The sequence below is a fragment of the Streptoalloteichus tenebrarius genome (assembly GCF_024171885.1).
In the GTDB taxonomy this organism is placed as follows: Bacteria; Actinomycetota; Actinomycetes; order Mycobacteriales; family Pseudonocardiaceae; genus Streptoalloteichus; species Streptoalloteichus tenebrarius.
In genome coordinates, this window is sequence record NZ_JAMTCP010000037.1 from 64,638 (window position 1) to 71,247 (window position 6,610).

A 6,610-nucleotide genomic window follows, 5' to 3' on the forward strand; every position below is an offset into this window, starting at 1 on the left:
CCGGCAAGCGTCCGTGTCGCCGGTCACGCGCCACCACGCGGGGACGGGGCAGCCGCCGAAAAGACCCTGGAACACGGCGGGAAACGGCTGGGACACCACCGAAAGGCCGACGAAAGGCCGGCGGAGGACCGCCAGAAACGCGTCGTCCCCGCGCGGCCCGGGAGAAGCCGCACGGGGACGAGGTTCGACGCGGGACTCAGACCAGCCAGACCGCCGTGTCCGACGGGAGCAGGACGCGCTCACCGTCCCGCTCCAGCGGCCCGCTGGCGATCAACACCCGGTCGTGGGGCGGCAGCTCCACCGCCTGCGCGCCCAGGTTCACCACGCAGCGGAAGCCGCCACCGCGCCGGAAGTCGAGCACGTCGGCCGGCGCGCCCTCCACCCAGACCAGGTCCCCGCCCACCGGGAGCTGACGGCGCAACCGGAGGGCGCCCTGGTACAGCCGCAACGTCGAGTCCGGGTCCTTGCGCTGCTCGGCCACGGACAACGCCGCCCAGTCGGCCGGCTGGGGCAGCCACGGCTCGCCGCCCGGCCCGAACCCGTAGCCCGGCTCGTCCGCGGTCCACGGCAGCGGGACGCGACAGCCGTCCCTGCCCTTCTCCGCCCCGCCGCTGCGCCGGTAGATCGGGTCCTGCAACACCTCGGGCGGCAGGTCGGCCACCTCGGGCAGGCCCAGCTCCTCGCCCTGGTAGACGTAGGTGGAGCCGGGCAGCGCCAGGGTCAGCAGCGCGGCGGCCCGCGCCCGCCGCAGCCCCAGCTCGGCGTCGACCCGCGGCTCCCGGCCGTCGGTCAGCAGCCACTCCTTCGGGTCAGCGCCGTCGGGCAGGCCGAGCCGGCTCGCCACCCGCACCACGTCGTGGTTGGACATCACCCACGTGGGCGCGGCGCCCACCGACTCGTTGGCCGAGACGGCCAGGTCGATGCCGGCCCGCAGCTCGTCGGCCCGCCACGGGCGCTGGAGGAAGTCGAAGTTGAACGCCTGGTGCAGCTCGTCGGGCCGCACGTACCGGGCCAGCCGCTCGGGAGGGAACACCCACGCCTCGGCGACGCCGATCCGCTCGCCGGGGTAGTAGTCGAACACCTTGCGCCAGCGCCGGTAGATCTCGTGCACGCCCTCGCGGTCGAGGTAGGGGTGGTCCCGCCCCTCCGCGTGGGTGAACAGCCCCGGATCGGTCCTGACGACCTCGTCCGGGTAGGCGGGGTCCTTCACCATGCCGTGCGCGACGTCCACGCGGAAGCCGTCGACCCCCCGGTCCAGCCAGAACCGCAGGACGTCGTCGAACTCCTCCAGCACCTCGGGGTTGCCCCAGTTGAGGTCGGGCTGCTCCGGCGCGAACAGGTGCAGGTACCACTGCCCGTCCGCCACCCTGCTCCACGCCGGGCCGCCGAAGATGCTGCGCCAGTTGTTCGGCGGCAGCTCGCCGCGCTCGCCCCTGCCGTCGCGGAAGTGGTACCGCTCCCGCTCCGGGCTGCCGGGCCCCGCCCGCAGCGCCGCCTGGAACCACGCGTGCTGGTCGCTGGTGTGGTTGGGCACCAGGTCGACGATCACGCGCAGGCCCCGCTCGTGGGCCTCCTTGAACAGCGCGACCGCGTCGGCGACCGAGCCGAACATCGGGTCGATCTTGCGGAAGTCGGCCACGTCGTAGCCGCCGTCGGCCATCGGCGAGACGTACCACGGATTGATCCACAGCGCGTCGACGCCGAGGTCGGCCAGGTAGTCCAGCCGGCTGCGGATGCCGGTGATGTCGCCGACCCCGTCGCCGTTGCCGTCGGCGAAGGACCGGATGTAGACCTGGTAGATCACCGCGTCGCGCCACCACCGCCGGTCCGGCTCGCGCCGCTCCGACCCCGCCGCGCCGCCGCCCCCCAGCACGCCGCCACCCATGTCGCCTCCCTCGTCAGCCGTCTCGCCGGGCGACGCTAATGACCGCAAATATTTGCAGCCACAATCCTCCCGGGTGACCTACACCACAGTATCCACCTCGGGGAAGGCTCCGCAAAAGCTTGCTGAGCAAGCAACCAACACCACTCTTCCCGTGGTGGGGTCACCGACTGGAGTGATCGTGGATCGACCAGGACGACCGACCGTCGGCGCGGGTCGGCGCCTGCCAACCCCGCCCCGACCTCCTCACGGAGGGCGGCGCCCCCGACGGCGCACCCCCACTGAGGGGTGATCTTCGGGAAGCGCCCTTGCCGACGGCCACCCCGGTTGAGAAGGCTCGAACCGAGACCCCGACACCGGAGGCGACGAGCGCCAGGCGAGAACCGAAGCGCCCGCCTCCACCGCATCACCCACGACGTTCGCGGCGCCCAGCGTGGCGCCGGGACACGACGCGCCGCCGATCCACTGTCCTCAGTGGAGTGTCCACAGCGAACAGACAGCGAACGGACGGAGTCACCGGTCCACATCGGACGGAGAAGACCCGTCGAGGAAGCGGAAGCGAACCGAACGAGCGACGAGCAAGGGGAGGGACATGCGGCAGACGACCCAGGAGCCGACCGTCGACGTCGACGAACTCAGGGAACGGGTCCGGAGCGAGGCGGACCCGCAGCGCGAGGCGCTCAAGGCGCTGGTCAGGATCGCGTCGGTCAGCCGGGACGTGAGCCCGCCGCCGCGGGAGATCGTGGACTGCTGCGACGCGGTCGTCCGGACGCTGCGCGAGGCGGGCATGGACTCCGCGCACAGCGACACCATCACCTACCAGGGCAAGGAGACCTTCCCCCTGGTCTTCGCGCACGAGCCCTGCCGGCTCCCCGTGCCGGACGCGCCGACGGTGGTCATCTACTCGCACTACGACGTCCAGCCGGCGACGAAGGCGGACGGCTGGGACACCGAGCCGTTCGTCCCGGAGGAGAAGCCCGACGGCGACGACACCCGGTTGTACGGGCGCGGCGCGGCGGACGACAAGTCCGGGATCGTCATGCACCTCGGCGTGTGGAAGGCCCTCCAGGACAGACTGCCGGTCAACCTCAAGTTCGTCTTCGAGGGCGAGGAGGAGATCGGCCGGGGCGTGCTGGAGGCCTACCTCGCCGACCCGTCCACCCGCGACGACCGCTTCACCGGCGACCTCGTCGTCGTCGCCGACACCGGCAACCTCGCCGTGGGCGTCCCCACCCTCACCTCGACCCTGCGCGGCATCGCGGTCTTCGACGTCACCGTGGACACGCTGCGGCAGCCGATGCACAGCGGCATGTACGGCGGCCCCGCGCCGGACGCGTTCATGGTGCTGACCCGCGTCCTCGCCAGCCTGCACGACGACGGGGGCGACGTGGCCGTCCCCGGCCTGGTCAGGGACGACGCGTTCCCGTGGGACCCAGTGGACGAGCAGAGGTTCCGCGCCGACGCCGGCGTGCTGGACGGCGTGCCGCTGGTCGGCTCGGGGACACTCGCCCAACGCCTGTTCGGCCGGCCCTCGATCAACGTCGTCGGGCTGGACGGGCCGAAGCCGTGGAACGAGAGCACGAACGTCCTCTGCCACCACGCCAAGGCCAGGATCAGCGTCCGCCTCGCCCCGTCCCAGGACCCCGAGTCCGCGCGGCAGGCCCTCCAGCAGCACCTGGACGCGCAACGCCCGTGGGGCGTGACGCCCAAGGTGGAGTTCGTCGCGGCGGGGGCGGGCTACAAGGCGGACACCGACGGCCCCTACTACCGGATGGCGTTGGAGTCGGTCGCCGAGGCGTACGGCGAGACCACCGCGAGGCAGACCGGCCAGGGCGGGTCGATCCCGCTCGTGCACTCCTTCCACAAGCTCAACCCGCACGCCGACATCGTGCTGTGGGGCTGCGAGGAGCCCAGGGCCCGCATCCACGGCACCAACGAGAGCGTGAGCTACCGCGAACTCGAGGCGATGACCCTCGCCGAGGCACTGCTGCTGGCACGGGCCGGCGGCCAGACCACCACCTCCGGAGGTTCCCGATGACGCAGGCCAGGCGGACCCGCACCCACTCCGACATCCCCTACGGCCCCGACGGCGTCCCGTGGTCGGAGATGCTCCTCTCCGAGGGACTGGCCAACGGCCACCCCGCGCTGATCAGCGACCCCGTGGCCAACCCCCGCGAGGTCTACCCGAGGGACGACCTGCCGCCCAGCGCCTTCGAGCTGCCGCCGACCGGGCTGAGCCCGGAGAAGCGGCACGCCGCGCTCATCGAGCTGGAGGAGTACGTCACCCGCAAGCGCGACCACTTCCTCGGCTACCAGGCCAACCAGGACCAGGACCACTACCGGCTCGACCTGTCCCGGTTCATGGAGAGCCACGTCAACAACGTCGGCGACCCGTTCACCCCGGGGAACTTCAAGGTGAACAGCAAGGTCGTCGAGCGGTGCGTGCTCGACTACTACGCGGCGCTGTGGAACGCCAAGTGGCCGCACGACAAGAAGGACCCCGAGTCGTACTGGGGCTACATGCTCAGCATGGGGTGTACCGAGGGCAACCTCTACGGGCTGTGGAACGGCAGGGACTACCTGTCCGGCAAGGCGTTGGTCACCGATCCCGAGTCGACACCGGAGCAGCCCCGACTGCTGTGGGTCCAGGCCGCGCCGCCGGAGGACCTGCCCGAGGAGCAGAAGCGGAACGCGCTGCACCCGGTGGCCTTCTTCTCCGAGGACTCGCACTACTCGCTGACCAAGGCGATGCGGGTCCTCGGCATCGACACCTTCTACGCCATCGGCCAGCGGGACTACCCGACGGACAACCCGCTCGACCCGGGGAGGCCATGGCCCAAGGAGGTCCCGTCCGAGCGCGGCCCCTCCGGCTACTCGGCCGACGGCCCTGGCTCGATCGACGTCGACGCGCTGGCCGTCCTCGTGGAGTTCTTCGCGGCCAAGGGCCACCCGATCCTGGTCAACCTCAACCTCGGCTCCACCTTCAAGGGCGCCTACGACGACGTCCGCGCGGTGTCCGAACGGCTGTTCCCGATCTTCAAGAAGTACGGCCTGCTGGAACGCGAGATCGTCTACGGCAAGGACCAGGACGGCAACCCGCTCAAGGACACGCGGCGCGGCTTCTGGCTGCACGTGGACGGCGCGCTCGGCGCGGCGTACCTGCCGTTCCTGCGGATGGCGGCGGACAACCCGAACTATGAGTACGTCCCCGAGGTCCCGATCCCCGAGTTCGACTTCGGGCTGGAGGTCGAGGACCGGGAGACCGGGCGCTTCTACGACATGGTGCACTCGATCGCGATGAGCGGGCACAAGTGGATCGGCGCGCCGTGGCCGTGCGGGGTCTTCATGACCAAGGTGAAGTACCAGATGCGGCCGCCGGACAACCCCGCCTACATCGGCTCGCCCGACACCACGTTCGCCGGCTCCCGCAACGGGTTCTCCCCCATCGTGCTGTGGGACTACCTGGCGCAGAACTCCTACGACAAGCAGATCTCGATGATCCGCGAGGCGCAGCGGATGGCCCACTACACCGAGCAACAGCTCCTGCGGCTCCAGGAGACCCTCGGCAGGGACCTGATGGTGGCCAGGACGCCGCTGGCGCTCACGGTCCGCTTCCGCCGGCCCAACGACGAGATCATCGCGAAGTGGTCGCTGTCCTCGGAGTCGCTGAAGCTGGACCCGAACGACCCGAACAGCAGGCAGCTCGACTACGTGCACGTGTTCCTCATGCCGTGGGCGAAGCCGGGCATGATCGACGAGCTGGTCAAGGACCTGCACGCCCCGAACGCGTTCCCGCCCGAGACGCGGGCGCTGCCAACGGCGCGGCCGGCGCGCGAGGTGCACGAGAACGCCCTCTCCCTGGCCCACGTGCCGCACTCCGGCCGGGGCTTCGAGTGAGGCGGACGCCGGTCCTCGGCTGAGCCCGACGCCGACCCGTCCCCCGGGAACGGCCCGGCCCTGACCCTCAGGGCCGGGCCGTTCCGCCGCCGCCTCCGGCATCCGGGGCCGTAGAGTGGTCCGTGCAGGTGCAGGTGTTGCACGTGCATGGGGCCGGGGACGACAGGAGGCGCGGGCGATGTCGCTCAAGGACGACGACGCGGCCGAGGTGCGGGCCCAGGGATGGCGCACGCTCGCCGCGATGCACGCGTTGATCGAGAGCCACCTGGAGCGCGCCCTCCAGGCCGAGCACCAGCTCAGCGTGAGCGAGTACTCGGTGCTGGAGGTGCTGTCCCGGCAGGACGACTGGCACATGCGGATGCAGCAGCTCGCCAACGCCGTGGTGCTGAGCCAGAGCGCGGTGAGCCGGCTGGTCGGCCGGCTGGAGAAGGCCGGGCTGCTGTGCCGCTATCTGTGCGAGACGGACCGGCGCGGCATCTACACGGAGGTCACCGACGCCGGCAGGGCGCTGTTGGCGGCGGCGAGGCCGACCCACGACGCCGCGCTGCGGGAGGCGCTCGACGAGGCGGCGACCCGACCGGAGCTCGCGCCCCTGGTCTCGGCGCTCGCCGCGTTGCCCTCGCCCGCGCTCCCCGGCTGAGCCGGACCGGGCCGGGGCCGGTCCTCGAAGCCGAACCGCGGGGGCCGGCGCGGTCGCTCACGGCGGTCGCTCACGGCGGTCGATCACGGCCTGAGGTTCACTCCGCTGAGGCTTCCTGCGACGACGGCCGGTGGGTTCACGCCTCCCACCGGCCGTCATGTTCATCGCTGCTCAACAGGATCAGCGCAAGT

General features: G+C 71.4%; 4 protein-coding genes. 3 read left to right on the plus strand and 1 reads right to left on the minus strand.

Annotation, left to right across the window (positions count from 1 at the left end):
• Window positions 1-196: 196 nt before the first annotated feature.
• Window positions 197-1,885 carry a glycoside hydrolase family 13 protein gene (locus LX15_RS24725; protein ID WP_253672045.1) on the minus strand — a complete coding sequence of 563 codons (1,689 nt, stop codon included), beginning with the start codon at window positions 1,883-1,885 and terminating at the stop codon, window positions 197-199.
• Window positions 1,886-2,474: 589 nt separating this feature from the next.
• Here LX15_RS24725 and LX15_RS24730 point away from each other — a divergent pair.
• The 3 genes from LX15_RS24730 (at window position 2,475) to LX15_RS24740 (ending at window position 6,419) form a co-directional block, all read left to right on the plus strand.
• Window positions 2,475-3,920: a M20/M25/M40 family metallo-hydrolase gene (locus tag LX15_RS24730; RefSeq protein ID WP_253672046.1), complete on the plus strand. Its 1,446-nt coding sequence runs from the start codon at window positions 2,475-2,477 to the stop codon at window positions 3,918-3,920.
• Window positions 3,917-5,779: a PLP-dependent aminotransferase family protein gene (locus LX15_RS24735; RefSeq protein WP_253672047.1), complete on the plus strand. Its 1,863-nt coding sequence runs from the start codon at window positions 3,917-3,919 to the stop codon at window positions 5,777-5,779. Before LX15_RS24730 ends, LX15_RS24735 begins: the two co-directional genes overlap by 4 nt.
• A 178-nt stretch (window positions 5,780-5,957) precedes the next feature.
• Complete coding sequence (locus tag LX15_RS24740; protein ID WP_253672048.1) at window positions 5,958-6,419, plus strand: MarR family winged helix-turn-helix transcriptional regulator; 462 nt, start codon at window positions 5,958-5,960, stop codon at window positions 6,417-6,419.
• Window positions 6,420-6,610: the final 191 nt, after the last annotated feature.

Excerpts from the sequence above, each read along its gene's own strand:
- LX15_RS24730 (WP_253672046.1), top strand. The coding sequence starts at position 2,475 with ATGCGGCAGACGACCCAGGAGCCGACCGTCGACGTCGACGAACTCAGG.
- LX15_RS24740 (WP_253672048.1), top strand. The coding sequence starts at position 5,958 with ATGTCGCTCAAGGACGACGACGCGGCCGAGGTGCGGGCCCAGGGATGG.
- LX15_RS24735 (WP_253672047.1), top strand. The coding sequence starts at position 3,917 with ATGACGCAGGCCAGGCGGACCCGCACCCACTCCGACATCCCCTACGGC.
- LX15_RS24725 (WP_253672045.1), bottom strand. The coding sequence starts at position 1,885 with ATGGGTGGCGGCGTGCTGGGGGGCGGCGGCGCGGCGGGGTCGGAGCGG.